Annotated in this window: 25 protein-coding genes; 11 read left to right on the plus strand and 14 right to left on the minus strand. The window is 41.4% G+C overall.

Features of this window, described 5'->3' with window-relative positions:
* Window positions 1-83: 83 nt before the first annotated feature.
* Window positions 84-584, minus strand: a complete 501-nt coding sequence (locus H5079_RS11050; protein ID WP_041454316.1) for a hypothetical protein — start codon at window positions 582-584, stop codon at window positions 84-86.
* On the minus strand, window positions 574-1,320 hold the full coding sequence (gene deoC, locus H5079_RS11055; protein ID WP_182684108.1) for a deoxyribose-phosphate aldolase: 747 nt from the start codon (window positions 1,318-1,320) through the stop codon (window positions 574-576). Before deoC ends, H5079_RS11050 begins: the two co-directional genes overlap by 11 nt.
* Window positions 1,321-1,587: 267 nt before the next feature.
* Between deoC and cysG the strand changes: the two genes are divergently transcribed.
* The 6 genes from cysG to cysQ are packed head-to-tail and all read left to right on the plus strand — an operon-like array spanning window position 1,588 to window position 8,553.
* Window positions 1,588-3,009, plus strand: coding sequence for a siroheme synthase CysG (gene cysG, locus H5079_RS11060; RefSeq protein WP_182684109.1), 1,422 nt, complete (start codon window positions 1,588-1,590; stop codon window positions 3,007-3,009).
* A gap of 55 nt (window positions 3,010-3,064) precedes the next feature.
* A complete protein-coding gene (gene cysD / locus H5079_RS11065) occupies window positions 3,065-3,964 on the plus strand; it encodes a sulfate adenylyltransferase subunit CysD (protein ID WP_182684110.1) in 900 nt (299 codons plus the stop codon).
* A complete protein-coding gene (cysN, locus tag H5079_RS11070) occupies window positions 3,964-5,388 on the plus strand; it encodes a sulfate adenylyltransferase subunit CysN (RefSeq protein WP_011326929.1) in 1,425 nt (474 codons plus the stop codon). The genes cysD and cysN overlap by 1 nt, the downstream gene beginning before the upstream one ends.
* A gap of 31 nt (window positions 5,389-5,419) precedes the next feature.
* The gene (locus H5079_RS11075) at window positions 5,420-7,144 is read left to right on the plus strand and encodes an SLC13 family permease (RefSeq protein ID WP_011326928.1); all 1,725 of its coding nucleotides are present in this window, start codon (window positions 5,420-5,422) and stop codon (window positions 7,142-7,144) included.
* Window positions 7,145-7,178: 34 nt separating this feature from the next.
* Window positions 7,179-7,772, plus strand: a complete 594-nt coding sequence (cysC, locus tag H5079_RS11080) for an adenylyl-sulfate kinase (protein ID WP_011326927.1) — start codon at window positions 7,179-7,181, stop codon at window positions 7,770-7,772.
* A 10-nt stretch (window positions 7,773-7,782) separates the two neighbouring features.
* A complete protein-coding gene (cysQ, locus tag H5079_RS11085) occupies window positions 7,783-8,553 on the plus strand; it encodes a 3'(2'),5'-bisphosphate nucleotidase CysQ (RefSeq protein ID WP_182684111.1) in 771 nt (256 codons plus the stop codon).
* 143 nt (window positions 8,554-8,696) lie between these two features.
* Here the strand turns inward: cysQ and H5079_RS11090 are convergent, their stop codons facing one another.
* Entirely contained in the window at window positions 8,697-9,203 is a 507-nt protein-coding gene (locus H5079_RS11090) for a GNAT family N-acetyltransferase (RefSeq protein ID WP_182684112.1), read from the minus strand.
* A 331-nt stretch (window positions 9,204-9,534) separates the two neighbouring features.
* Here H5079_RS11090 and H5079_RS11095 point away from each other — a divergent pair, with 331 nt between their 5' ends.
* Window positions 9,535-10,794 carry an aromatic amino acid transport family protein gene (locus tag H5079_RS11095; protein ID WP_011326918.1) on the plus strand — a complete coding sequence of 420 codons (1,260 nt, stop codon included), beginning with the start codon at window positions 9,535-9,537 and terminating at the stop codon, window positions 10,792-10,794.
* 84 nt (window positions 10,795-10,878) lie between these two features.
* Here the strand turns inward: H5079_RS11095 and speD are convergent, their stop codons facing one another.
* The 8 genes from speD to H5079_RS11135 all read right to left on the minus strand — a co-directional run bounded on the left by speD (window position 10,879) and on the right by H5079_RS11135 (window position 18,780).
* Window positions 10,879-11,691: an adenosylmethionine decarboxylase gene (gene speD / locus H5079_RS11100; protein WP_011326917.1), complete on the minus strand. Its 813-nt coding sequence runs from the start codon at window positions 11,689-11,691 to the stop codon at window positions 10,879-10,881.
* 87 nt (window positions 11,692-11,778) lie between these two features.
* A complete protein-coding gene (locus tag H5079_RS11105; protein WP_011326916.1) occupies window positions 11,779-12,192 on the minus strand; it encodes an OsmC family protein in 414 nt (137 codons plus the stop codon).
* 169 nt (window positions 12,193-12,361) lie between these two features.
* On the minus strand, window positions 12,362-12,700 hold the full coding sequence (locus H5079_RS11110; RefSeq protein ID WP_011326915.1) for a DUF3802 family protein: 339 nt from the start codon (window positions 12,698-12,700) through the stop codon (window positions 12,362-12,364).
* Window positions 12,701-12,828: 128 nt separating this feature from the next.
* Entirely contained in the window at window positions 12,829-14,298 is a 1,470-nt protein-coding gene (astD, locus tag H5079_RS11115) for a succinylglutamate-semialdehyde dehydrogenase (RefSeq protein ID WP_011326914.1), read from the minus strand.
* A gap of 16 nt (window positions 14,299-14,314) precedes the next feature.
* Window positions 14,315-15,331 carry an arginine N-succinyltransferase gene (astA, locus tag H5079_RS11120; RefSeq protein ID WP_011326913.1) on the minus strand — a complete coding sequence of 339 codons (1,017 nt, stop codon included), beginning with the start codon at window positions 15,329-15,331 and terminating at the stop codon, window positions 14,315-14,317.
* Between the two features lie 87 nt (window positions 15,332-15,418).
* A complete protein-coding gene (locus H5079_RS11125; RefSeq protein WP_011326912.1) occupies window positions 15,419-16,624 on the minus strand; it encodes an aspartate aminotransferase family protein in 1,206 nt (401 codons plus the stop codon).
* 368 nt (window positions 16,625-16,992) lie between these two features.
* Window positions 16,993-18,153 (minus strand): HDOD domain-containing protein, encoded by a 1,161-nt coding sequence (locus H5079_RS11130; protein WP_011326911.1) that lies wholly within the window; start codon window positions 18,151-18,153, stop codon window positions 16,993-16,995.
* Window positions 18,154-18,198: 45 nt separating this feature from the next.
* Window positions 18,199-18,780 carry an aminodeoxychorismate/anthranilate synthase component II gene (locus tag H5079_RS11135; RefSeq protein WP_011326910.1) on the minus strand — a complete coding sequence of 194 codons (582 nt, stop codon included), beginning with the start codon at window positions 18,778-18,780 and terminating at the stop codon, window positions 18,199-18,201.
* A 271-nt stretch (window positions 18,781-19,051) separates the two neighbouring features.
* Between H5079_RS11135 and H5079_RS11140 the strand changes: the two genes are divergently transcribed.
* The 3 genes from H5079_RS11140 to glpD all read left to right on the plus strand — a co-directional run bounded on the left by H5079_RS11140 (window position 19,052) and on the right by glpD (window position 22,566).
* On the plus strand, window positions 19,052-19,294 hold the full coding sequence (locus H5079_RS11140; protein WP_011326909.1) for a YdcH family protein: 243 nt from the start codon (window positions 19,052-19,054) through the stop codon (window positions 19,292-19,294).
* Window positions 19,295-19,496: 202 nt separating this feature from the next.
* On the plus strand, window positions 19,497-21,002 hold the full coding sequence (gene glpK / locus H5079_RS11145) for a glycerol kinase GlpK (protein WP_182684113.1): 1,506 nt from the start codon (window positions 19,497-19,499) through the stop codon (window positions 21,000-21,002).
* Between the two features lie 58 nt (window positions 21,003-21,060).
* On the plus strand, window positions 21,061-22,566 hold the full coding sequence (gene glpD, locus H5079_RS11150) for a glycerol-3-phosphate dehydrogenase (protein ID WP_182684114.1): 1,506 nt from the start codon (window positions 21,061-21,063) through the stop codon (window positions 22,564-22,566).
* Between the two features lie 12 nt (window positions 22,567-22,578).
* On the opposite strand, the gene H5079_RS11155 is transcribed toward glpD, so the two are convergent.
* Window positions 22,579-22,977: a thioesterase family protein gene (locus tag H5079_RS11155; protein ID WP_011326906.1), complete on the minus strand. Its 399-nt coding sequence runs from the start codon at window positions 22,975-22,977 to the stop codon at window positions 22,579-22,581.
* Between the two features lie 33 nt (window positions 22,978-23,010).
* Between H5079_RS11155 and H5079_RS11160 the strand changes: the two genes are divergently transcribed.
* On the plus strand, window positions 23,011-23,715 hold the full coding sequence (locus H5079_RS11160) for a 2OG-Fe(II) oxygenase (RefSeq protein WP_011326905.1): 705 nt from the start codon (window positions 23,011-23,013) through the stop codon (window positions 23,713-23,715).
* 19 nt (window positions 23,716-23,734) lie between these two features.
* Here the strand turns inward: H5079_RS11160 and H5079_RS11165 are convergent, their stop codons facing one another.
* Window positions 23,735-24,970 carry a cysteine desulfurase-like protein gene (locus H5079_RS11165; RefSeq protein WP_011326904.1) on the minus strand — a complete coding sequence of 412 codons (1,236 nt, stop codon included), beginning with the start codon at window positions 24,968-24,970 and terminating at the stop codon, window positions 23,735-23,737.
* A 9-nt stretch (window positions 24,971-24,979) separates the two neighbouring features.
* Window positions 24,980-25,612 carry a 2OG-Fe dioxygenase family protein gene (locus tag H5079_RS11170; RefSeq protein WP_011326903.1) on the minus strand — a complete coding sequence of 211 codons (633 nt, stop codon included), beginning with the start codon at window positions 25,610-25,612 and terminating at the stop codon, window positions 24,980-24,982.
* Window positions 25,613-25,665 lie beyond the last annotated feature (53 nt).

A 25,665-nucleotide genomic window follows, 5' to 3' on the forward strand; every position in this document is an offset into this window, starting at 1 on the left:
CATTATTTAACCACTTAACCCGCTAAATTAATATTTATTTATGCAATAAAAAGTCATTCCTGCAATGAGTTACCGTAAAAAAATCAAAATAAACGTACCAACTCGCCACGATAGAAATCGCGTAGCAACCAAATTTGCTCAAATGCATGCGTTTGCGGCACACTAATCATTTTAAGCTGAGCATCAAAGTCTGCTTTATGCCAAATAGTGCTGGCATTGCGAATTAATAACCAAGTTCGCGCTGAATGATAAGATTTAGTGGCTTTTTGCTCCAGTAATCTCTCTAACGCTAGGCGTAACCTTTGCTCACTTGGGGCTTGCGCCATATCGGCCAATGCCCGTTGCATTGGAATTGACAGTGGCCGGCCAAGCACTGCCATTGCTTCGGTTTCACTGGCATATAAATGCGCAACTTCAATATCAAGTTGCTGATCGCCTTTGTAGCAGCTAACGTCGGGCTTATTGGGCTCATTATGCCAAATATGGCGCATATGAATGCCATATTGCTGCTCATAACAACGTAAAAACAACCTCGCTGCCTCGTGCTCTAACTGTTGTTTTTCTTGTTCGCTATCACGCTTCATTTAATACCGCGTACACATTAGTTAATAAACTTGATGCGCCAAATCTAAAGGTATTTGCTTGTAAGTAGTCATTACCCATAATAGTGCTTGCAAGGGCTAAGTAATCGCTCGCATCTGCAACTGTTTTAACTCCTCCCGCCGCTTTAAAGCCAACTAGCTTGCCCGATTCTTTAATGGTATTGAGTATAGTTTTTGTCGCATCAAGCGTGGCATTAACGGCGACCTTACCGGTACTGGTTTTTACAAAGTCGGCACCGCCTTTAATAGCTAATAATGTGGCTGATGCGATTAAATCAGGTGTTTGTAACTCGCCGCTTTCTATAATCACTTTAAGTAGAGCGCGCGACCCACAGACTTTTTTGCTCTCGGTAACATACTTAAGCACACGGCTTTTATTACCCGCTATTAGCGCTTTATATGGAATAACTAAATCAATTTCATCTGCACCGCGCTCTATGGCAATTAGTGTTTCGTTTATTACGGTATTTAAAGGTGCGTCACCCGTTGGAAAGTTAGTTACTGTGGCTACTTTTATATGGCTTAGTTCTCTGGTAGCTAAGGCTATTTTTGCTTCTGCTACAAAATCACTGTAAACACATACTGCAGCGGGCGTGCCTAATTTAGGGTTAATGCTGTTCACTAACGTATTAATAGCGGCACTATCATCGTTGCTATTTAAGCTGGTTAAATCCATTAAGGCGACAGCCAAAGCAGCCTCTTTTTGTTGTTTACTCATAGTAACCTCATCATATTTATACCGTGATTTAATACCTGTAATTATAGTAACCTAAACTTGCTATAGCTCATAACCAAACACTCTAAGCCCTTAGTTTTACATGCAACCGACCGCAAAGCCTTACTAATTAAGATTTCGGCCTTAAAAACCCACTCGTTATAACTTTTAGTTATAACGAGTGGGTTTTAATTATTTTTTACTTAGTATGTGGCGCTATATTGTGGCTATCAGGCTAAACGAGCCATTTATTTTAGGGGTGTGATTAACGTGCAGTATTTACCTATCTTTACCAAACTCGACAACAAACCTGTATTGGTTGTTGGCGGTGGAGATGTTGCGTTGCGCAAATGCAGCGCGCTTTTAAAAGCGCGTGCCAGTATTACTTTAGTCGCTCCCAAATTTTGCCAACAGCTCATTGAACTTGCTAGCGACAATAAAGTAACGCTTATACATGAGTACTTTAACGAGCAACATTTAAAAAATATGATGCTGGTAATTGCTGCTACAGATTTAGAGCATGTAAATAGCCAAGTGTTTGAACTGGCTAATGCTCATAACATTTTTGTTAATGTAGTTGACGATCAGCCTAAGTGCACCTTTATATTTCCATCGATTGTCGATCGCAACCCAATCACAATTGCTATATCAAGCGCAGGCACTGCCCCGGTATTAGCACGTCGCCTACGCGAAAAATTAGAAACCCTAATACCGCAACATATTGGCCCGCTGGCAACGCTTGTGGGTGGCTTTAGAAGCAAAGTAAAACAACGCTTTAAGCACTTTGCCGATCGTCGCCAGTTTTGGGAAGGCGTATTCGACTCATCTGTTGTTAGTAAAGTACAAACCGGCGACACCCAAGCCGCAGAGCAACAGTTAGAACACATGCTAAATGCTAAAGCCGAGCCCGAAGGCGAGGTTTATGTAGTAGGTGCAGGCCCTGGCGATCCTGAATTGCTGACACTTAAGGCACTGCAACTTATGCAACAAGCCGATGTAGTGGTTTATGACTATTTAGTGTCTGACGAGATCATGGAGTTAGTGCGCCGTGATGCCGACCTTATTTGTGTAGGCAAGCGTTTAGGCGATCACAGCGTAGCGCAGCAAGACACTAACCAAATGCTGGTCGATTTAGCCAAGCAAGGTAAAAAAGTATGCCGTATTAAAGGTGGCGATCCGTTTATTTATGGTCGTGGTGGCGAAGAAGTACAAGTACTTGCGGCTAACAAGGTAAATTATCAAATTGTACCTGGTATAACTGCCGCTGCAGGATGCAGTGCCTATGCGGGTATTCCGCTTACCCATCGTGACCACGCACAAGCGATTCAGTTTGTAACCGGGCATTGTAAAAAAGACGGCCAAGAACTCGATTGGCAATCGCTGGCTAAACCAAATCAAACCTTAGCTATTTATATGGGCGTGATAAAGTCGCCACATATACAAGCTGAGCTTTTAAAACATGGCCGCAACGCCAATACACCCGTTGCCATTATTGAAAACGGCACCCGTAAAAATCAACGCGTAATTACTGGAAAGCTGGGCGAGCTTGCCGATTTAATTACGCGTAACAGTTTGGTTTCTCCTGCGCTGCTTATTATTGGCGAAGTAGCATCCTTGCACCAAGAGTTACATTGGTTTGGTGCCAAAGCGCAAACTAGCAGTTTTGCGCAACCACTTACCGATGTGGCATAAGCTTTATACATTTATTAGATTTTAACTTTTAATTATTTTAGTAGGACGACTAACAATGGCTTTAACTCACCTTCAGCAGCTTGAAGCTGAAAGTATCAAAATCATGCGCGAAGTCGCCGCTGAGTTTGAGAACCCAGTAATGCTTTACTCAATTGGTAAAGATTCGTCGGTACTTTTGCACTTAGCGCGTAAAGCATTTTACCCTGCAAAAATTCCGTTTCCGTTATTACACGTAGACACTAATTGGAAGTTTAGCGAAATGATTGAATTTCGTGACCGTATTGCCAAAGAATACAGCTTTGAGCTACTAGTGCATAAAAACCCAGAAGGCATGGAAATTGGTATAAGCCCATTCGAGCATGGCTCTGGTAAACATACCGATATAATGAAAACTCAAGGTTTAAAGCAAGCACTCGACAAATATGGCTTTGATGCCGCCTTTGGTGGCGCACGCCGCGACGAAGAAAAGTCACGCGCTAAAGAACGTGTTTATTCATTTCGCGATAAGCACCACCGCTGGGATCCTAAAAACCAACGCCCAGAGCTTTGGAATACGTACAACAGCCAAGTAAATCCAGGTGAAAGTATTCGTGTATTCCCTCTGTCTAACTGGACCGAGTTGGATATTTGGCAATATATTTATCAAGAAAACATCGACATGGTGCCTTTGTATCTAGCTAAAGAGCGCCCAGTGGTTGATCGCGACGGCACCCTAATTATGGTTGACGATGAGCGTATGCCACTTTTGGAGGGTGAAGTGCCAATGATGAAGTCGGTACGTTTTCGGACTTTAGGCTGCTATCCACTTACCGGTGCAGTGGAATCAACGGCCAGCTCATTAACCGAAATTATTGAAGAAATGCTGCTATCTACGTCATCTGAACGTGAAGGTCGGGTTATTGACCATGACTCGGCAGGCTCAATGGAAAAGAAAAAACGTGAAGGGTATTTCTAATGGCTAATCAAAATAACGACACATTTAACGAAGTAAAAGCAATCGGTATAGACGCTTACCTAGCACGTCAGCAAGACAAAAGCTTATTACGCATGCTTACCTGTGGCAGTGTAGATGACGGTAAATCAACACTCATTGGCCGCCTACTGCACGACAGCCACCAAATTTATGAAGATCAGTTAGCAGCACTACATAAAGATAACGAAAAAGTAGGTAACGCAGGTGATGACCTTGATTTAGCATTACTTGTTGATGGCCTACAAGCTGAGCGTGAGCAAGGCATAACCATTGACGTAGCGTACCGTTACTTCTCGACCGCTAAGCGCAAGTTTATTATTGCCGATACCCCAGGGCACGAGCAGTACACGCGCAACATGGTAACGGGTGCATCAACCAGCGATGTGGCCATTATTTTGGTGGATGCACGTTACGGCGTGCAAGTACAAACTAAACGTCACAGCTTTATTTGTGACTCGCTTGGTATTAAGCAATTTGTTGTGGCTATTAATAAAATGGATATCGTTGATTTTGACGAAACTGTTTATGAAAAAATTAAAGCTGATTACTTAAAATTTGCCGAGCAACTTAATGTAAGTAACATTAAATTTGTACCTATGTCGGCGCTTAAAGGCGATAACGTAGTTACTCGTTCTGTACATACGCCTTACTACACCGATAAACCATTGCTAGAGTTATTAGAAGACTCGCCAGCAGCGCAAATCGACACTGACTTTGAAGCACGTTTACCGGTGCAATATGTGGCGCGCCCTAACTTAAACTTTCGTGGTTTTCAGGGCACGCTAGCCTCAGGCAAGTTACAAGTGGGCGATGCAATAAAAGTATTACCATCGGGCAAAACTTCTAGCATTAAAGAAATTGTTACCTTTGATGGCAACCTAGACAGTGCACAAGCTGGCCAAGCAATTACCGTTACGCTAAATAGCGAAATTGATATTAGCCGAGGCGATGTCATTGTACCAGCAAGCTCTACGGCAATAGTTACCAACCAGCTACAAGCTAAATTAGTATGGATGCACGAAACGCCGCTGCAACTAGGTAAAAGCTATAACTTTAAACTTGGTAGCAAAAACACCTCTGCTCAAGTTACTAAGATTGATCACACTATCGATGTAAATACCTTAGAGCATGGTAGCAGCGACACTCTACAGTTAAACGAAATCGCTATTGTAACGCTAGAACTTAGCGAAACTATTTTGGCTGATGAGTATCACAGTAATCACGAAACCGGCTCGTTTATACTTATCGATCGCTTATCTAACTTAACTATTGCAGCCGGTATGATAGAGCAAGTACTGCAAAGCCAAGCGCAGCAAAGTAACTTTAGTGCTTTTGAAGTTGAGTTTAACACTTTAGTACGCAAGCACTTTCCGCATTGGCAAGCGCTTGATATATCAAAGTTATAATACTTTTTGAGCCTGTTATAGGATATAAAGCATGGTAGATCAGCTCATTTTAACAGGCATTATGCTTACTTTAGTCGGGTGCCTTTTTGGCACTCGGCTTAATCCTGCATGGCTATTTGTGGGAGCCATTGGCAGCAGCTACTTAGCAGGGCTAATAGATTTAGAAAGCATGTTAGTTAATTATACTAACCCGTCGCTAATTACTTTGGTGTTATTAATATTAGTGTCAATTGCGATTGAAAAAACCACCCTTATTCAAAAATTAGCGCAATCGCTATCGAGTGGTAGTTTAGTTAAATCAGTGACTAAATTGGGACTTTCGACCGCGTTTTTATCGTCGTTTACCAATAACACCGCCGTGGTTGCTTCCTTAATTACCGCGATAAAAGACAACCCCAATCACTCGCCATCAAAGTTATTATTACCGCTATCGTACACCGCTATTTTAGGCGGCACTATTACCCTTATTGGCACATCAACCAACTTAATAGTAAATGGTTTTGCCGTAGATGCGGGCATGGCACCACTGGGATTTTTTGACTTTACCTTAGTAGGTTTGGGCGCATTAAGCGTGGGCTTAATCACTATTTTAGTCATGTTAAAATACTTACCCGACAACGGTAAAAGCGACCAAGAAGTCGTGCCTTTTTATCTTGAAGGTAAAGTACAAGCCGGTTCAAAGCTAATTGGTCGCACCGTAGAAGAAAATGGCCTGCGTGAACTTAAAGACTTATTTTTAGGCGAAATAATTCGCGATAACCAACGTATTTGTGCGGTCACGCCACAGCAAATAATTAAACAAAACGACATATTACTTTTTGTGGGCGATATAAAATCAGTCCCCCTACTTACGCGTTTCGATGGTTTAAAAGTAGTGCACGACAATCATCAAAAAGACATAGAACACTTAGTAGAAGTTGTTGTAAGTCAGTCTTCAAAATTTATTGGTAAAACCGTAAAAGAAGCCCGCTTTAGAGAGCAGTTTCATGCGGCCGTTATTGCTATTCGCCGCGGCCACGATCGCCTGCAAGGTGGTTTAGGGCAAGTGCGTTTACAAGCAGGCGACTCACTAATACTCGCCCCGGGTAAAAATTTTTACAGCTTGCCTAATTTAAAGCGCGAATTTGTGTATATATCGGGGTTTGATTTACAAACTCACCTAGCGCCTAAACAGTCAAACATTGTGCTGCTAAGCTTTGCCGCTGTACTGGGCTTAAGTATTATTGGCTTAGTGCCGCTAGTTAAAGGCTTATTAGTATTACTGATTGGCTTTATGCTTTGCGGTACTATTAAGCTTAGCGAAGTAAAACGTCGCTTTCCTATTGAGTTACTCGCCGTAGTAGGCAGCGCCATAGGCTTAGCAAAACTAATGATAGGCACCGGACTTGCTGGGCAAATATCGGCGGCTATGTTTGTAGTACTTGGCGACTTTGGCCCATACAGCGCCTTTATCGCAATATTTTTAATGACAGTATTATTTACCGAGCTGATAACCAATAACGCCGCTGCAGCATTGTCGTTTCCGGTTGCCTATTCACTTGCCGTTGGCTTTAACGTAGACCCACTGCCATTTATTATGGCGGTTGCGTTTGGCGCATCAGCAAGTTTTATATCGCCGTTTGGGTATCAAACTAACCTTATGGTTTACAGCGCGGGTAACTATCGTTTAAAAGATTATGTAGTGATGGGCTTGCCCCTTTCTATTATTTATTCAATAACAGTATTAACCTTGATCCCGCTAGTATTTCCGTTTTAATACCGGCACGCACAGCATAAAGAGATAACTCACTATGGATGAAAATATTGTTTGGCATAACTACGCAACCACTAAAGCACAACGTAGTGAGCAAAAAAAGCATCAGAGCGCTATTATATGGTTTACCGGATTTTCGGGCTCAGGTAAAAGCACTGTAGCAAACGCGCTAGAAGCCGCACTTAATCAACAAGGTATTCATACTTACCTGCTCGATGGCGACAACGTACGCCACGGTTTATGTAAAGACCTAGGCTTTAGCGACGCAGACCGAGTTGAAAATATTCGCCGCGTAGGCGAAACAGCAAAGCTAATGGTTGACGCTGGCTTGTTAGTGCTTACTGCGTTTATATCGCCTTTTAGAGCAGAGCGCGACATGGTACGCAGCTTAGTAGATGACAAGGAGTTTATTGAAGTATTTATCGACACCCCACTCGATGTATGCGAAAGCCGCGATCCTAAAGGCTTATACAAAAAAGCCCGCGCTGGCGAAATTAAACACTTTACCGGCATTGATTCCAGTTACGAAATACCCATCAATCCAGAAATAATTTTAGATACCAGTAAAAACACGCTAGACCAATCGGTTGTTCAGCTGATAACGTATCTAAAACAACAGCACATAATATAGGTTAACCCCAATGAACCAAACCGAACTGCTAGAAGAAACCCTGATCCTTGCCCGCAAAGCGGGTAGCGCCATAATGGGAATTTATCAAAAGGACTTTAACGTTGAATACAAAGCCGATGAAAGCCCTGTAACCGACGCCGACTTAGCAGCTCATAAAATTATTGTTGCAGGGCTACAGCAGCTCACTCCCGACATTCCTATATTAAGTGAAGAAAACGCCGATATAAGCTGGGAAGTTCGCAAAGCATGGAAAAGTTACTGGCTAGTAGATCCTATCGATGGCACCAAAGAGTTTATTAAAAAAAATGGTGAGTTCACCGTAAATATCGCACTTATCGAAAATGGCATTCCGGTTTTAGCCGTAGTAGACGCCCCAGCCCTTGGCGTATCTTACTTAGCAAGCGAAGCCATAGGCGCATTTAAAGACAAAGGCGATGAACGCATAGAGCTAAAAGTAACTACCAAACCAAACACAGGGTTAATACGCGTAGTTGGCAGCCGCTCACACCCCTCACCCGATTTAGCCGAATTTGTAAAACGCTTTGACGAAGTAGAAATGGTTTCAAAAGGCAGCTCACTAAAACTATGTTTAGTGGCCGAAGGCAGCGCCGATATTTACCCGCGCTTAGGCCCAACCTGTGAGTGGGATACTGGCGCCGGCCATGCAATCGCCGCAATCGCCGGCGCTAAAGTAACTAAAATTGATGGCAGCCCGCTAATTTACAACACCAAAGATGAGTATTTAAATCCGTATTTTATTGTTTCAGCTATTGAAGAATAAAGCGCCTAGAGCTGCGGGCTTTTAGCTACTAGCAGCTCTATGTCAATTTAAACACCGTAGGTTGGGTTGAGTGAAGCGAAACCCAACGAATAACCGCTGTTAACCACAATATTTTAATCTTCCAATTTCACCTCAAAAAACACTTAAATCGGTGCGCGTAAAAAGTGTGTAACGCCTAATGTGTGTCCGTTTATTGTCATGTAGTTGTCTTTATGTGATTGGGCTTTAAAACCACACTTTAATAGTACGGCTTTTGAGGCGGGGTTATTATCTAGCACTAAGGCTTCTAACTTGTTAACTGCATAATGCTGAGCGGCTATGCTAATTAATTCGTTAAGGCAAAAACTGGCGTAGCCTTTACCTATGCTATTTTTAGCAACTCGATAACCCACTGCGGCAGTGTTTGTTTGCCCTGTTATATCTTTTAAATTTGCGCGCGCAACAATTTGCTCATTAACAATAAGCACACCCGAATAATGCGTACCTAATTGCATGTTTATAATGGCATCATAAATATGCATTTTAATGCCTAAATCGCGATAAAAGTAATCCTCTCTCGGCGGCAGCATTGATTCAAACCAAGCTTTATTTTCTGATTCAAATTGCAATAACATAGCTAAATGCTTAACTGACAAGATTTCAAATATCACAAAAACTCCTGTTTTTAATCACTTTACAACCTAGGTGGAAAGTAGGGTTTACAATAATTATACTCTAGATTGCAGTGTGTAAACTTTAAACTTTATGGGGAAAAGCTATTAACCCCCTTTTTAAGTGCACCTTTCCTGCTTATTATTTTTAACGTTGAGCTAAAGCCACTGCCATTCTCTGCTCACTTTTATAACGCTGTTGCAAATTAATTACAGGCGTAACTGGTACGCTACAAATAAGCGAATATTAAGCTAGTTTATCGAATGAAATCATTAAGTAAAAACTATATGCTTTGCCGTCATTATTATTCTAAAAAAACCTGGTGAGCTTATGCCCCCATCTCAAGATGCTACGCATTTTAATGCATCTACAGCAAAACAGTCTTCTTGGACTTTGCACGACACACAGTGGACGTTAAGCCTATTTGGTACCGCCGTTGGTGCCGGTATTTTATTTTTACCTATTAATATTGGTATTGGCGGTTTTTGGCCGTTAATTATTATGGCGTGCTTGGCCTTTCCAATGACCTTTTTAGCGCACCGCGGTTTAGCGCGGTTTGTGCTGTCGTCAAAAAATAAAGATGCTGACTTTACCGATGTAGTAGAGGAGCATTTTGGGGTGACCGCGGGTCGGCTAATCTCTTTGCTGTACTTTTTATCTATTTTTCCGATTTTACTTATTTACGGTGTCGGTTTAACCAATACCGTAGACAGCTTTATGGTGAACCAGCTTGGCATGGAGTCACCATCGCGGGTGTTGCTTTCTGGTGTATTGGTTGCAGGTATGATTGGCTTAATGATGGGCGGCGAAAAGCTGATGCTTCGTGCTTTTGCTATTTTAGTTTATCCGCTTGTGGGCATATTGTTTTTTTTATCCTTGTATTTAATCCCTAGTTGGCAAATGCCGAATATGGCGCTGCCAGAAGTGGGCAGCTTTGGTAAAACACTGTGGTTGTCGATTCCTATTATTGTATTTTCGTTTAGCCACGCAGCGGCTATTTCGAGCTTTGTAAACGTACAACGCGGTCATTATGGTAATAAAGCGGTTGCTAAGTCTGAGGCGATATTAAAGCGCACCAGTTTACTGTTAATTACCTTTGTATTGCTGTTTGTGTTTTCGTGTGTGTTGTCCTTAACTGGCGAGCAAATGGCGGCGGCGAAAGCGGCAAATGTGTCGGTTTTATCGTACCTTGCCAACATTACTGACAATTCGTTTATTGCTACGCTTGGCCCATTGGTGGCGTTTATTGCGATTATGTCGTCATTTTTAGGGCACTTTTTGGGTGCACGCGAAAGCTTTACTGGCTTAGTAACTAAGCAGTCGAACATAAGCGCTAAAGTTGCCGATAAGGTAGGTGCTGTACTAATGTTTTTTGCTATTTGGTTTTGCGCGGTTAAAAACCCGAGCATACTCGATATGATGGATCAGTTATCTGGCCCTATTATTGCGATGATTTTATTTATTATGCCCATGATTGCTGTTTATAAAGTACCGGCATTACACAAGCATCGTAATCGTTTAAGCACCTTATTTATATTAGCGGTTGGCTCAATGGCGGTAATGGCTTTGCTTTACAGCATGCTTAAATAATACTAAATATACTGGCTATAAGCTTTTTAACACAAAAAAAATGGCGCTCATTGAGCGCCATTTTTATTGACTATATTTTGCTATTTAATCTAGGTCTGGCAAGTTACGGCCATAGAATATTTCTTGCATTTCACGGGTCAGTTTAGAGCGAATTTCTTCCTCTTCTTCATCTGACAAATCATCCGTAGAAAGGCCGAATAAATAGGTATTTAAATCAGTCTCTTTTAACATCATTTTAGTGTGAAACAGGTTTTCTTGATACACGTTTACGTCCATCATTTGGTACGCTTCTTTGGTATCTTCTGTCATGAAGTTTTGAATTGAGCTAATTGCATGATCGATGTAGTGCTTAACGCCGTTTATGTCGCGGGTAAAACCACGTACGCGGTAGTCAATTGTTACTACGTCTGACTCTAGGCTATGAATAAGGAAGTTTAACGCTTTAAGTGGCGATATTATGCCACACGTTGACACTTCAATATCGGCGCGAAAAGTACAAATACCGTCATCAGGGTGAGCTTCTGGGTACGTGTGTACACAAATATGGCTTTTATCTAAATGGGCAACCACTGAATCTGGTAATGGGCCTGGAGCTTCGTCAGCATCGTAATTTTGCTGCTCTTCTACCGGCTCTTCTGAAACCAAAATAGTTACGCTTGCACCTTGCGGTTCGTAGTCTTGGCGCGCTACATTTAAAATGTTAGCACCTATAATATCAACAACTTCACCTAAAATGTCGGTTAGTCTATCTGCACTGTACTGCTCATCGATATATTCAATATATTCTTTACGTTGTTGCTCGGTCTTTGCATAGCAAATGTCGTAAATACTAAAGCTTAAACTTTTAGTTAAATTATTAAAACCATGAAGTTTAAGTTTATCGAAGGGTTTGTTCATAATAAACCAACCTATAAATTAGTGAAATCTGCTCTAGCAGAATAAAAGTTCGCGGATTTTATACGAATTTTACTCATGGAAAAAGCGTTATTTTACTTGATCTTGCACAACTTCGTGGCTATGCGTAATTTTTACTGTTTTATCAAGCATTAATGCGACCGAGCAATACTTTTCAGCAGAGAGTGAAACAGCGCGCGCAAGGTGCTTTTCAGACACATTATTGCCCGTTGCTACAAAGTGTAAATTAACTTTGGTAAATACTCGTGGGGCAGTTTCGGCGCGCTCTGCCGTTAACTGTACTTCTACGTTGCTAAAATCTTGTTTGGCTTTTTTTAAAATGCTCACTACATCAACCGATGAACAACAACCGATTGACATTAATACCATTTCCATAGGGCTTGGTGCAGCACTGTCGCTACCACCGTCAAATACAACATTATGATTTGAATTAGAGCGACCAATAAAGGTATTACCTTCAACCCATTTTACATTTGCTTGCATTGTTATACCTCAAAAATTATTTTCTTGATTGTATACCAATCAGCTTTAATAAGTGAGCGCCCAGCAATAATATAAATTAGCTTGATCAAGGCACTTAAATTTATGCAAGGGTGGTAAAACCGTCAGCGCATTTAAAGCGTGCTACCGGAAAATATAGAAGGGTTGCGGGCTAAGAAACGGCGTTATCAAATAGGTTTTTAACCAAACCACCAAACTCATCAATAAACATGTGTTGCTCTACCGTAACAGGCCGCGAGGTGATGCTACTGAGGACTTCTTGTAAATCGTAAACTATGCCATCAACTTCACGCACAATTTGGCTACGCTGCTCTGTAGTGAGCTCTGTGTGCTGCTGACATATGAGCATTACGTTTTGTGCAATCACGTCTTCGATTAATTCCATAACCGTAGGTGCACCTGGTTTTATTTCACCCGGCTTTTCAAATAAAGCTAAGTTTTGAGTTAGGTACATAATTAAGTCGTCGTACCCTTGCCTATTTAAAACCATTACACGTATACCTTAAAAATAATTAATTCAGTAATTTAAGCAGAAAGCACTAATAATTACTAGCTTAGCGACATAGCTAATACAAAAAAAGCAGCCGAAGCTGCTTTTATAATTATTTAGTAGTAATTTTAGTCTATTTTTAAGCCTGGGCTTAATGTAGCTGGCATAGCAACTTTTTCAAGCTCTACTGATGCTACTGGGTATGCACAGTAATCGGCAGCGTAATACGCGCTGGCTCTGTGATTACCCGATGCGCCAATACCACCAAACGGTGCAGCACTTGATGCGCCAGTAATTGGGCGGTTCCAGTTAACAATACCAGCGCGAATACGGCGTAAAAAGTGCTCGTAGTCGGCTGCACTGTCGCTAAGTAAACCTGCTGATAAACCAAAGCTTGTGTCGTTGGCTTTATCAATTGCTTGGTCAAAGTCGTCAAAGCGGAATACTTTTAGAAGTGGTCCAAAATGCTCTTCATCTGGGAAGTCGCTAATATTTGTACACTCAATAATACCTGGTGTTACAAAGCCAGTATTAACTGTATGCTCAAGCTCTACCAATACTTGAGCACCAAGCTCAACAAGTTCGTTTTGCGCTTTAACCATACCGGCAGCGGCGGCTGATGAGATCATTGAGCCCATAAATGGCTGATCTGCATCGTCATAATTACCTACTTTAATCGCTTTAGTTGCGGTAATTAAACGCTCCAGGATTACATCACCTTTGCTACCCGTTGGTAAAAATAGTTTACGTGCACAGGTACAACGCTGGCCACTTGAAATAAACGCTGATTGAATAATATCGTGAACAACCGCTTTAGTATCTTCAACGTCAGTAATAATAAGTGGGTTATTACCGCCCATTTCTAGCGCTAAAATTTTACCAGGTTGACCCGCAAACTGTTCATGTAAAATATGACCTGTGCGCGAAGAACCCGTAAAGAACAAGCCATCAATACCTTTGTGAGCAGCAAGGGCTTTACCCGTTGCTACTTCACCTTGTACAAGGTTAATTACACCCGCTGGTAAACCTGCTTTTTCCCACAGCTTAAGCGTAAGCTCGGCAACTTTAGGCGTAAGTTCTGACGGTTTAAATATAACCGTGTTACCCGCTAAAAGCGCTGGCACTATGTGGCCATTAGGTAAATGCCCCGGAAAGTTATACGGACCAAATACAGCTACAACACCGTGTGGCTTGTGGCGGATCATTGCGCGCCCTAGTGGCATTGCATTTTCTACGTCGCCAGTGCGCTCTAAAAACGCTTTTTCAGAAATGGCAATTTTACCAACCATAGCACCCGCTTCTGTGCGAGTTTCCCACAGTGGCTTACCTGTTTCTTGTGCAATAGTAATGGCTAGCTCTTCGCTGTTTTCTTTTAATTGCGCTGCGAATGCTTTAACTATTTCTAAACGTTCAGCAAATGTTTTATCAGCCCAAGCATAAAACGCTTCGCGCGCTGCGCTAACTGCAGCGTCTACTTGCTCTGCAGTTGCTGAGTTTGCTTGGAAAATAACATTGTTATTGGCTGGGTTTACTGAACTAAATTCGGTTCCTTGGCCTTGTGACCATTGACCATTAATAAATTGTGCAGGATGAGTCATTATACTTTCTCCTAAATTAAATCGTGGTTGCGCTTACGCTATCGCCCGCTTGTAAATACAGTGCATCGGCTACTTGTTGCGTTATTACTATGCTGCTCATGCGCTCATCGAACGTCATAGGTACTACAGTTGCTCTAAAGTCTGTAAGCTTTTCGTTGGCTAATAACACCATGGTGTCGCCACTTGGCTCACCTATTTCAACTTTAAAGTGTTTAGCATTACGAATGGTGGCAATGTTATCTACTTTTGCTTCAACTGTGGGGCCGGCATCAAAAATATCAACATACCCATTAAAGGTAAAACCTTCACTTTTTAATAGCTCAATTGCTGGGCGTGTGTTGTCGTGTACTTTACCAATAACAGCTTGCGCATTTTTGCTGAGCAAATTAACGTAAATTGGGTACTTAGGCATTAATTCAGCAATAAATACTTTTTGGCCTATGCCTGTTAAATAGTCGGCAGTTGGAAAGTCCATTGAAAAAAAGTGCTCTTCTAGCCATTGCCAAAATGGGCTGCTGCCATTGTCGTCAGACACACCACGCATTTCTGCAATGACGGTTTGTGCAAAACGCTCTTGATGCTGCTTAATAAACATAAAACGCGATTTTGAAAGTAATTTACCGTTACTGTTTTTGCGGTATGCGTCTTTCAAAAATAATGTACATAGCTCTGTAGCGCCGGTGTAATCGTTACAAAGCGTTAAAATATCAACTGCTTTATATACGTTTAGAGTGCGTGAAGAATGAATCACTTTACTTAAATGATAGTGATAAAATGCATCATCTAAGCCAACAGCGGCTTCTATACCTGAGGTACCAACTACTTCACCGGTTTCGGTGTCCTCTAGTACAAATAAATAACCTTCGTCGCCCGGCTCGGTAGCAGCTTTTGCAAATGAGCTAACCGAATGATCTATTTTCTTTTGCAATAACTTTTCATTATTAGGTAAAGAAGTAAAGCCATGACCCGATTCGTGGGCTATTTTCACTAATGCAGGGTAGTCACTTTGTTGGATTGGGCGAAGGATCATCATAAACCCGCTTACTCCCTTATATTATAACGGTAAATTAAAATTAGAGGGCAAACTAGGTCTGCCCTTAATAGATATTGTTTGGCTATGTTAAGCGCTTACAACACTGGCTACTGCTTTTTCAAAGCGTGCCATACCTTCACGAATGTCGGCTTCTGGGATAACTAATGATGGTGTAAAGCGAACCACGTCAGCACCGGCAACTAATGACATAAGACCGTGCTCAGTACCTGCCACTAAAAACTCTTTTGCACGACCTTTGTATTGCTCGCTTACTACTGCACCAATTAATAAACCTTGGCCGCGAATTTCGCTAAACACGTGGTATTTATTATTAATTTCAGTAAGTAGTTGGTTAAATAATGCTGCTTTTGCTGTTACACCAGCAAGTACTTCTGGGGTATTTACAGTATCGAATGCTGCTTCAGCAACGGCGCACGCTAATGGGTTACCACCATAAGTAGAACCATGCGTACCTACTTTAAGGTGTTGTGCAATTTCAGTTGTGGTGATCATAGCACCAATAGGAAAACCGCCGCCCAATGCTTTAGCCGTAGTTAAAATGTCAGGAACAACGTTTAAACCTTGGTATGCGTATAAGTTACCTGTACGGCCAACACCTGTTTGCACTTCATCAAAAATAAGCAGTGCATTATGTTTAGTACATAAATCACGAACGCCTTGTGCAAATTCGTCAGTTGGCGAAACAATACCGCCTTCACCTTGTAGTGGCTCCATCATTACGGCACATGTTTTGTCGCTAATAAGGGCTTCAAATGCTGCCAGGTCGTTGTAATCACAATGTACAATGTCGCCTGGCTTAGGACCAAAACCATCTGAGTATGCCGCTTGGCCACCAACAGTTACGGTAAAGAATGTACGGCCATGGAAACCTTTGTTGAATGCGATGATTTGTGATTTTTCTGCGCCAAATTGATCAAGGGCAAAACGACGCGCTAATTTAAGTGCTGCTTCGTTTGCTTCTGCGCCTGAGTTGGCAAAGTAAACTTTTTCGGCAAAGGTTGCATCAACCATTTTTTTAGCTAAGCGTAATGCTGGCTCGTTGGTCATTACATTTGATAGATGCCAAAGCTTTTCGCCTTGCTCTTTTAATGCGCCTACTAATGCAGGGTGGCAATGGCCAAGACAGTTAACGGCAATACCACCAGCAAAGTCGATAAACTCTCGACCTTGTTGATCCCATACGCGAGAGCCTTCGCCTCGAACTGGAATTACGCTTGAAGGTGCGTAGTTAGGAACCATTACGTGATCAAATAATTCGCGATTGACTGTCATTTTATTTCCTCTTAATTGTGTACATCACAAAGCCGTAAATAGCTGTGTGGTAACCTGTAGCATATGTGTTTTTTAGCAAACTCAGTATAGCGATATTTGCATAAAAAGGGCTGTGTGGTTCAATTTTCAGACGCTTATTATTTCAGAAAACATTGATTATGTCTCTTCAAAAACTTTCATGTAACCCTTGATAATAAAGGGCTTGAGATATAATTTCATAGATAGTGAATAACTATTTGGTTGCTTTATGCAACTCGTTTTTAGCCAATAAAGCGCCTGAACAACGAGCGCGCCTCACTTTAAACGGGGAAATGTATTGAAAAGAGATAATAAAAAGTGAATGGATAGTCGCAAAAAAATTAACAAATTTAATCAATTTGAATAGCAAGATTATTAAAATTGCTTGCTTGGAGTGCTTTTAGCTCTTTTTTGGTGAACTTAAAGTACGAAAACCAACTAAGCGTTTCATCCGGTTCAACTAGCTGATGCTGCTTTAGCGTTAAGTACTGAGAGTAACATCGTGCTTTTAGCATTACCTGCGTTAAAGGCAGCGCTGTATCGCCTTTTTCTACACCATTAACGAGTTGCTGCATTACGCTATTAAACGGCAAATACTTAAAGGCCATTTTTTCAATTATTTTAGCGCTAATAGCCAACGACTGTTCGCTCAGTAAGGTGGTTAAAAATAAAGGGTCTGGTTTTAGCTCTAGCAATGCAGTATGCAAGCCTTTATTCGCTGTAGTGCGAGCAAATTGTACTTTTCGCTGCCAAATTTGCTCAAACACTTTTAAATATAAACGCACTAAGGCTATTTGCCCCACGTTTAATAACATCCCTAAAGTAAAAGCATGGCTTGGGTTAACCTCGTTAACTTCAGCAATTTTTTGTGCCGCAATAGCATTCGCCATGGCGCTTTCTTTTAAGCGCCTTTTTAGTAACGAAAAAGGCTCTGTGCTATAAGGCATCCAATGGCGCACTGCAAAAGTTGGTACTACTAGCTGTAAGTTATCTAGGCCAATATAACGCAGCGCTAAAGCGGGGCTATCTACTTTCACTGCGGTATTTTTGCTGCGCTGATTACGATAATAAGGCAAGTTAACTAAAGTAACTAACTCTCTGCCAAGCCAGCTTAGGTCGTTAACTAAGGGCTCTAAGCGCCCAACCGATGCGCTTTTTGTGGCTAAAATATCTAACATGGCACATACGCTGTCCTCTACACCTATGGTGTTTTGAATAACACTGTCTATATCGCTAAGCTGCTCAGACATCATTTTTTCTATTGCTTTATGCAGTTGCTCGCTCGCTGCTGCACGATATTTATGATGCGCGGTGCTTTTTAACTTGCGCTTTTGCTGAGCGGCAACCTCTACTTCAAGTAATGTGCGTTGCTTTAGTGGTTCGCCATAGTCCATTTCTAGCGTATGAATAAAGCCAATTTGTTGATGAGCAAAGTTATGACCAAGCAGCAAATCATGTGCTCGTTGATTAAGCATTTTAACAATACGCGGTTGCTGCACTATTTCGGTCATGGCTCTCTGTCTTTAATGTAATGATATTTACTTAATACTATAAGCTTAGAAGCGAGTTAAAAAGTTATCAAGTAACGCTAAACCTTGCTCAGTTAAAATAGCTTCCGGATGAAATTGTACACCTTCAAGTGCTAAGTCTGTATGTAATAATCCCATAATTTCGTCAAACTCACCTTGCTGGGTTTGTGTCCAGGCTGTTACTTGTAACTCTTTAGGCAGCGACTGTGCCTCAACAATTAAAGAATGATACCGACAGACCGTTAAGGGCTTAGCTAAACCTTTAAATACTCCTTGATCGCTATGGTAAATTGGCGATGTTTTACCGTGCATTACTTTTTTAGCACGCACCACCTTTGCTCCTAAGGCTTGGGCAATAGTTTGATGCCCTAAGCAAATTCCTAAAATAGGATACTGCCCTTTTAATTGCTCAACAATACTTAATGAAATACCCGCTTCGCTTGGGCTTTTAGGACCGGGTGATATAACAATATGTTGAGGATTTAACTGCTTAATTTGGCTAAGCGTTATTTGGTCATTGCGCTTAACCAGTACCTCTTGATCTAAACGCTGAAAGTACTGTACCAAGTTATAGGTAAACGAGTCGTAATTGTCGATCATTAAAAGCATGTAATAAAGCACTCAAAATAGTTATTGTTTGCGAGGAGTTGTTGCATTTTGTATTCTAACTTAAGCATCTTTGAGTGTCAGTGCTTTGTATAGTGATATATAAGTATTTCCGTAATAATAATTAATAACGGCTATGTGTTGATTTATACTCAAGCAACCCCCAGTTCTAATATTATGGCGTACATAAATACCCATACAATCTGAATTTAACTAAACCCTAAGCGTGTTATTTTTAAAACACATTTATTACACGCACCGTTAAGGAGTACCTATGTTAGGCGAAGATCATTCATTAACTCAAGACTTTCCTGAGCACCTAAATACCATTAAAAAACTCAATAGCAATGATCCAGAGTTTGCAGATAAAGCCAAAAAATACAACGCGCTTGATAAAGAAATTCGTACCTTAGAGCTGCAAGACGCGCCTATCGATGACGAGGAAATGCTGCAATTAAAACATGACCGTGTGGTGTTAAAAGATTGGCTACATCAACAATTGTTAAAAGCCAGCTAAGCGCAATTTATACCCATTGTATTTAAGAGCCCTCTGACTTATGGGCTCTTATTACTCTTGCTTCTTAATATACACTGCCACCACCCTTGGTATAAATTACAGCGTTATAGCTATAACAGCCCTTCCTAATATTTAAAAAGCATTGCTATTAATTTAACTTGCAGACAAGCTATCTGTATCTAAGATAAATAACGTTAAGCTTATGTCTAAATACATACTCTCGATTGATCAAGGAACTACCAGCTCTCGGGCTATTTTATTTACCAAAGATGCCAAGGTAGTTGATACTGTTCAGCAAACATTCCCGCAGCACTTTCCCAATAATGGCTGGGTTGAGCATGACCCTAACGATATTTTACAAACCGTACTAAGTACCTGTAAAACAGTACTGGCTAATAACCAGGTTACAGCCGAGCAGGTCATTGCCATTGGTATCACTAATCAGCGCGAAACCACTTTAGTATGGAATAAAAAGACTGGCCAACCAATTTATAATGCCATTGTGTGGCAAGATCGCCGTACCAGCGAGTATTGCGAGCAAATACGTAGCGATAAACTCAGTAAAAAAATTAGCGATAAAACCGGGCTATTATTAGATCCGTACTTTTCAGCCACTAAAATTCGCTGGATTTTAGATAATGTTGCCGATGCACAGCAACAAGCGCTAGCCGGCGAGCTAGCATTTGGTACGGTTGACAGTTATTTACTGTGGCATTTAACCGCTGGCAAAGTACACCGTACCGATGCCACCAACGCCTCACGTACACTATTATTTAATATACATCAGCAATGTTGGGATGAAGAGTTACTAACGCAGTTTAATATTCCACACTCTATGCTTCCAGAAGTGATGGACAGCGCAGCCGAGTTTGGCAGTACCAGCAGTGAAATTTTTGGTGCACCGATTAAAATTTGCGCTATGGCGGGGGATCAGCAAGCCGCATTAATTGGTCAAGCTTGCTTTAAAGAAGGCATGGCTAAAAGTACCTACGGAACGGGCTGCTTTTTAATGCTTAATACGGGCGATAAAGCCCTTACCTCTAATAACCGCTTATTAACTACTGTGGCTTACAGGCTCAATGGTAGAGTGACCTACGCTATAGAGGGCAGTATTTTTATGGCGGGTGCCACTATGCAATGGATTGTTGAGGGCTTAAAGCTACTTGAACATGCCGGCGACAGCGAGGCTATGGTCAAAGACGTGCCACTGGATCACGGCGTATTTTTAGTGCCTTCGTTTACCGGTTTAGGCGCCCCATACTGGGATGCCAATGCCCGTGGTGCTATTTTAGGTTTAACCCGTGATTCTGGCATTAGCACTATAGTAGCAGCGGCGCTGCAGTCTGTTGGCTATCAAACCAAAGATTTACAAAAAGCCATGGAAGGTGATGGCCTGCGTCCAAGTATTTTGCGCGTGGACGGTGGCATGGCAAAAAATAATTGGGCCATGCAGTTTTTAGCTAATATTTTAGGCGCAAGTGTGGAACGCCCAGCGCTAACAGAAACAACCTCTCTGGGTGTTGCCTATTTAGCAGGGCTGCAAACTGGGACTTATAAGTCAACGGAGCAATTAGCTACTATGTGGCAATGCGACCGTCGTTTTGAACCAACCATGAGCATAGATGAACGTAACGATTTATACGCAAAATGGCAGCACTGTATAGCACAAGTCACACTTTCAAATAACGCAACAAAAGACGACTGCTAATGCGATAGTGTTATTGGCTATTGATATGCCATCGCTTAAATTAATAAAGAGGTATTCAGTGAAATTACTCGATAATGAATATGATTTACTGGTTATTGGCGGTGGCGTTAATGGCACTGGTATTGCGGCTGACGCCGCCGGTAGAGGCTTAAAAGTATTACTGTGTGAGCAAAATGATTTAGCCTCTGCTACATCATCAAGTAGCAGTAAACTTATTCATGGTGGACTACGCTATTTAGAGCATTACCAATTTAGGCTAGTAAAAGAGGCACTTAAAGAGCGTGAAGTGTTATTAAAAAATGCCCCACATATTATGTGGCCGCTATCTTTTAGGCTGCCACATCAAGCGCATTTACGCCCTTACTGGATGATTAGAATTGGGTTGTTTATATACGACCATCTTGCCAAACGCATTACTTTACCCGCCTCAAAATCAATTAAATTTACCCGCGATAGTATATTGAATAATACTATTACCCGCGGTTTTGAATACGCTGATGGCTGGGTTGATGATTCGAGGTTAGTTATTTTAAATGCGTTAGCAGCACAGCAAAAAGGTGCAACCATTTTAAGCCGCACGCGCTGTATTAAAGCAGTTCGCAATAACAATAATTGGAGTGTGACCTTAGAGCAACAAGGTAGCAAAAAGCAATGTTCTATAGTTGCTAAAGGAGTTGTTAATGCAGCGGGCCCTTGGGTTGCATCACTTTTTGATGAGGTAATTACTGGGCCGTCGCCACATAATATTCGCTTAGTTAAAGGCAGCCATATTATTGTGCCGCGTATTCACACTGAGCCGCAGGCCTATATTTTACAAAATAAAGATCAGCGTATTATTTTTGTTACCCCATTTGAAGATGACTATTCACTGATTGGCACTACAGATGAAGAATACAGCGACAATATAGCAGATGTAAAAATTAGCGATAAAGAAGTCGATTACTTAATTGGCATTACTAATAATTACTTTAAAAAACAACTTACTCATAACGACATAGTGCATACCTTTAGTGGTGTACGCCCCTTACTAGATGATAACTCATGCGACGCACAAGCCGTTACTCGCGACTACAAACTGATATTATCGAGCAATAATAACCAGGCACCACTGCTAAGTGTATTTGGTGGGAAAATTACCACTTATCGCAAGCTCGCTGAAAACGCAGTAAACGAACTCGCCAGCTTTTATCCGCATATGGGCCAAACATGGACAAAAAACACTCCATTACCCGGTGGCGACTTTTCATCAAAGGTAGTATTAAAGCAACAACTACAGGTAAAGTATGCATGGTTGCCTGAGTTTATTTTAAATCGCTTTATACGCAGTTACGGTACTGGCACTTATACCCTACTTACAGATGCCCAAAGCGTAGCTGATTTAGGCCAGCATTTTGGCCATGGTTTATACGCCACTGAAGTAAATTATTTAGTTAATAGCGAGTGGGCTAGCAGCGCCGAGGATATATTGTGGCGTCGTAGTAAGTTAAGTTTGCGTTTTAATACTGAGCAAATAACAGCGCTGAGCCAGTATATTCAAAATTATAATGGCTCAATACCGCTGTAAACATTTACCAAACTAGCTAGCCGGGGCTAAATGCTCATTAAGTGACGATTTTTCAGATACTGAAAGCGATTGCTTTGCTTTTGCTGCAAAATCGTAACGTACCAATACCGTTTTACCAACTGCACAGCAGTTACCTTGCTGGTGAGCTTCTTGGCGTAATACAAATGAGCTGGTACCTACATGCTCTACTGAGGTTTTAATGGTTACTTCATGGCCATAAAATAACTCACCAACAAACGACACTTCGACTTTGGCAATAATTAGCTTCCAGTCATGTGGGTTTAAATCTGGGGTAAAAAACCTAAAAATAGGCGCACGCGAAGCTTCAAACCATACAGGGAGTACGGTATTGTTAATATGTCCTAGCGCATCTGTTTCACTAAAGCGCGGCATCACTTTTTCAATAAACATAATAATCCAATAATAATTATATAAAGGTAAACTATGACGGACTTTATTCGCGTATACGATAACGCGCTCAGCAATGACTTTTGTGATAACTTTATCACTACCTTTTCTCAAAGCCCGCATATAAAACAAGGGATGACATCTGGCGGTATCGATTTAAATAAAAAAGATAGCCACGACTTGCACTTAAACAATCATCCGGAATACGTTGAGCAATTAAAACACATTCAACAAACCACTGCACAGTATGTTTTTAAATACATTGAAGAACATATTTTTATTATGATTGGTGCCTTTGGCCTAAAAGTGTATCACCCTAAAAGTGGCGAACCTGTTGACTTAACACACGCAAACTTTGATGAAGTGGGTAAACCACAACTGCCCTTATTAGTGCAGCAAATTTTTAGGCTAGGAAATATTCAGGCGCAAAAATACCAAGTTAATAAAGGCGGTTACCCGTATTGGCACAGCGAAGTTTATCCGCAGTTAAATCATAACGAGGCGCTACATAGAGTATTGCTGTTTATGTTTTATTTGAACGATGTTGAACAAGGTGGGGAAACGGAGTTTTATTATCAAAAGCGTAAAATTGCGCCTAAAAAAGGCACTATGGTAATAGCGCCCGGCTACTTTACTCACACTCACCGTGGCAATAAGCCAGTATCTAACGATAAGTATATTTTAACCTCGTGGGTACTGTTTAACCGCGCAGAGCAAATATACGGTGCGCCAAAGAGCTAGCGCACCTTTTTTATGTATATTAACCTAGTAGCTCATCAAACAAATTAAATAACTGATCAAGCTCTGCGGTGGTGTTGTAGTGCATGCAACCAATGCGCACTACGCCACCTTTATCAAGTACGCCTAATTGCTCACACAAACCTTGCGCGTAAAAGTTGCCGTCCCATACACAAATATGTTGCTTACCTAAACATTCAGATACAGCGCGCGGCTCTAAACCTTCAAAAGTTAACGCAAAAGTAGGCGTACGCTCATTTAAACGATCTAAGTCATCTATACCAAACAATTTAATACGCGGGTAATTAACTAAGCGCGTTAAAAAGTATTCACTCAGCGCCATTTCGTGTTGCTTGGTTTTAGCAAAGGCAACACTTAACTTTTCGCGGCGTGAATGGCTGTCGTCAAGCTCGCTAATTGCTGCAATGTAATCAACCGCCGCTATAAAACCAGCCATGGCTTCAAAGCTTTGCGTGCCGGTTTCCCAGCGACCAGGCGCTACGTCTTTAGCTGGCTCAACTTTGTACGGGGTAAATCCTTCAAGGTGCTCTTTTTTGCCATAAACCATACCTAAATGCGGGCCAAAAAACTTGTACGCAGAGCAGGCTAAAAAGTCGCAATCAAGCGCTTGTACATCTACAAGTTCGTGCGGTGCATAATGTACGGCATCAACATAAACAAGTGCGCCTACGTTGTGGGCAAGCTCTACAATACGTTTAATATTGTTAATTGAACCTGTGGTATTTGAAGCATAAGTTACCGCTACCAGCTTAGTATTACTGTTTAGTAAACTCTCGAACTGCGCCATATTGAGTGTGCAGTCGGTTTCGTTAATAAGCGCAGTATTAACTTTAACACCTTTATCTTCTGCGGCTTGCTGCCACGACGAAACGTTAGAAAAGTGATCCGCGTTAGTGACAATAATTTCATCACCCGTTTGCCAGTCGCGTGAAATTGCGCGGCTAAAGCTAAACGTTAAGCTGGTCATATTCGGACCAAATACAATTTGTTGTGAGCTGGGCGCATTGAGTAAATCGGCAGCAGCTTGGCGAGCATTTGCCATTAGCTCAACGGTTTTATCGCTTGAGAAAAATGCTCCACCTAAATTTGAGTTGTAATAACCCAAATAAGCAGTCATAGCGTTAAGTACCGATTGCGGTACTTGCGAGCCACCGGGGCCGTCTAAAAACACGGGTGATTTACCATTAACGCTTTGCATTAATGCCGGAAATTGCTCACGTAATTGCGTTATATTCATGCTCATTCCTTAAGACGTTAATACAAAGCAATCCAGGTAACCTGGCTTACTGGCATCAAGTTTATTCATTGGAGTAGCGTTATGCCACACTTGACGGTCGTTAATTACTGCAAACATACCGTCTTTTATGGCCATTTTAAAACAGGGATCGGCTTGCTTGTTTTCGTATACAAGCAATTCACCGCCCTCTAAGTTTTCATGCGATACACCACATACACACACATGATCAAAACCATCTTGGTGCACGCCTTCTGGCGCTGCAGGCGTATCGCTATCAATGGCTAACATACGAAATTGGTGAATTTCGATATCACGTTCTTCATCAATCCCGGTAATTTGACGAAACTCATTCACAATACTTTTCATGCCCGCTGACTCAAGTAGACTTTGCTCTAAATTTTCGTAACTACGCTCAACATTACCCTGAAAGGTATTAATTGCATCATCTTGTACAAATGCTTTTGTTGCTTGTAGCTTTAGCTCACCATTTTGTAGTTTAACTACAGAGTAACGGCGTTTACGAAAGGCACCATCTGCATAAGGATTAGTCGGCAGGTTATCAAAAGAAGGCTTAACCAAATCAATATTTGTTTGGTTAATAAAACGCAACTGCAGTAAATTCTGGGGGTTTAAAGCGGTCATAAAAATCCTGCTATAGTAATTATAATATTGCAGGGATTTTAATGCATGCAAAG

The sequence above is a fragment of the Pseudoalteromonas sp. SG44-5 genome (assembly GCF_014164175.1).
Classification (GTDB): domain Bacteria; phylum Pseudomonadota; class Gammaproteobacteria; order Enterobacterales; family Alteromonadaceae; genus Pseudoalteromonas; species Pseudoalteromonas nigrifaciens.